Source organism: Novosphingobium sp. (assembly GCF_049240505.1).
GTDB lineage: Bacteria > Pseudomonadota > Alphaproteobacteria > Sphingomonadales > Sphingomonadaceae > Novosphingobium.
The window spans coordinates 8217-10138 of sequence record NZ_JBMLSM010000059.1; the positions used below are offsets into that span (position 1 = coordinate 8217).

Here is a 1922-nt window from a genome sequence, read left to right on the forward strand (position 1 = left end):
TGGGGTTCGCTGTGGGGATTCCCACCGATTTGTTTTTGCTGCCTTGGGGGGTTGCGCGCCGGCCGGGCCCCCACAACCCGAACGCCGAAAAGCTCAGCGAGTATGAATGCGGCTTCCCCGCGTTCGAAGACCCGCGCAGCCAGTTCGACGTCCGTTTTTACCTCGTGGCGATCCTCTTCATCATTTTCGATCTGGAAGCGGCTTTCCTGTTTCCCTGGGCTGTCAGCCTGGGTGAAACCGGCTGGGCAGGCTGGACCACGATGATGATCTTCCTGGGCGAGCTGGTGATTGGCTTCATCTATGCCTGGAAGAAGGGGGCGTTGGATTGGGAATGAGCAACATGGCCACTTCTCCCCTTATCACGACCGGTCAGGTTTCTGGCGGTCAGGGTGCGGTAACCGCGCCCGATCAGGCGTTTTTCGACAGTCTCAATGCCGAGGTGAATGACAAGGGTTTCCTCGTCACCAGCACCGAAGAGCTGTTCCAGTGGGCACGCACCGGATCGCTGTGGTGGATGACCTTCGGTCTTGCCTGCTGCGCGGTCGAGATGATCCACGTGAACATGCCGCGCTATGACATGGAGCGCTTTGGCGTTGCGCCGCGCGCTTCCCCGCGCCAGTCGGACGTGATGATCGTGGCCGGCACGCTGTGCAACAAGATGGCCCCGGCGCTGCGCAAGGTCTATGACCAGATGTCTGACCCCAAGTATGTGATCTCTATGGGATCGTGTGCCAATGGCGGCGGCTATTATCACTACAGCTATTCGGTGGTGCGCGGGTGCGATCGCATCGTGCCCGTGGACATCTATGTCCCCGGTTGCCCGCCGACCGCCGAGGCGCTGCTCTATGGCGTGATGCAGTTGCAGCGGAAGATCCGCCGCGCCGGCACGATCGAGCGTTGAGGGAGCAGGGCTGATGACGGTTCTCCACTCCGCGCCGCGCTGGACCTCGAACGAGGGTGTGAAGGATGCGCTGGTCGCTGCGCTTGGCGATATGCTGGTGCGTGCCGACGAAGAGCATGGTGAAATCCTGCTGACAGTCGTGCGCGAACGCGCCGAAGATGCGATGCGCAGCTTGCGTGACGATCACGAATACCAGCAGTTGATGGACATTGCGGGCGTTGACTACCCTGAACGGGCCGAGCGCTTCGAGGTGTGCTATTGCCTCCTTTCGGTGACGAAGAACCATCGCGTGATCGTGAAGGTTGCGACCGACGAGGCGACGCCGGTTCCGACCGTGACGACGCTCTGGCCCAACGCTGGCTGGTATGAGCGTGAAGTCTACGACATGTACGGCGTGCTGTTTGCAGGCAACACCGACCTGCGTCGCATTCTGACCGACTACGGCTTCCAAGGGCACCCGTTCCGCAAGGACTTCCCGCTGACGGGCTATGTCGAACTGCGCTATTCCGAAGAGGACAAGCGCGTGGTCTATGAGCCGGTGCAGCTTGCGCAGGATCTGCGGCAGTTCGACTTCATGAGCCCGTGGGAAGGTGCGGACTACGTGCTGCCGGGCGATGAGAAGGCAGCGGCGCCAGCGGCTGCTCCCGCGCCCAAGGTGGACACGCCGAAGACGACGGAAAAGCCCGCTGATACCGGCGCTGGCGCAAAGGCGAACGCGGAAGCGGCCAAGCCGGTTGCCGATGCTCCCGTCGCCAGCAAGACGGACGAGCCTGCCGCGCCCGAGCCGACCGACGACCGTCCTGCCAAGGCCGATGGAGAGGGCGCATGAGCTTGCAGCTTGAACAGTCGCCGACCACTGGCGATGAGGTCATCACCAACTACACGATCAACTTCGGGCCACAGCACCCGGCGGCGCACGGCGTGCTGCGCATGGTCATGGAGCTTGACGGCGAAATCATCGAGCGTATCGATCCGCACGTCGGCCTGCTGCATCGCGGCACCGAGAAGCTGATCGAGCACA

The 1922-nt window shown here is 62.4% G+C and carries 3 protein-coding genes and 1 pseudogene; all 4 read left to right on the plus strand.

Annotated elements, in window-relative coordinates:
• The first annotated feature begins 11 nt into the window (after positions 1-11).
• A complete protein-coding gene (gene ndhC, locus ACOVQ0_RS05025) occupies positions 12-335 on the plus strand; it encodes an NADH-quinone oxidoreductase subunit A (protein ID WP_421880949.1) in 324 nt (107 codons plus the stop codon).
• A 5-nt stretch (positions 336-340) separates the two neighbouring features.
• Positions 341-901 (plus strand): NuoB/complex I 20 kDa subunit family protein, encoded by a 561-nt coding sequence (locus ACOVQ0_RS05030; RefSeq protein WP_421880944.1) that lies wholly within the window; start codon positions 341-343, stop codon positions 899-901.
• A 13-nt stretch (positions 902-914) separates the two neighbouring features.
• Entirely contained in the window at positions 915-1730 is an 816-nt protein-coding gene (locus ACOVQ0_RS05035; RefSeq protein WP_421880947.1) for an NADH-quinone oxidoreductase subunit C, read from the plus strand.
• Positions 1727-1922, plus strand: a pseudogene (locus tag ACOVQ0_RS05040) (NADH-quinone oxidoreductase subunit D); the annotation flags it as partial. The gene ACOVQ0_RS05035 and the pseudogene ACOVQ0_RS05040, both read left to right, overlap by 4 nt.

What these genes read in the sequence shown, in the direction of transcription:
- ACOVQ0_RS05030 (WP_421880944.1), top strand. Translation starts at nt 341, where the DNA reads ATGGCCACTTCTCCCCTTATCACGACCGGTCAGGTTTCTGGCGGTCAG.
- ACOVQ0_RS05035 (WP_421880947.1), top strand. Translation starts at nt 915, where the DNA reads ATGACGGTTCTCCACTCCGCGCCGCGCTGGACCTCGAACGAGGGTGTG.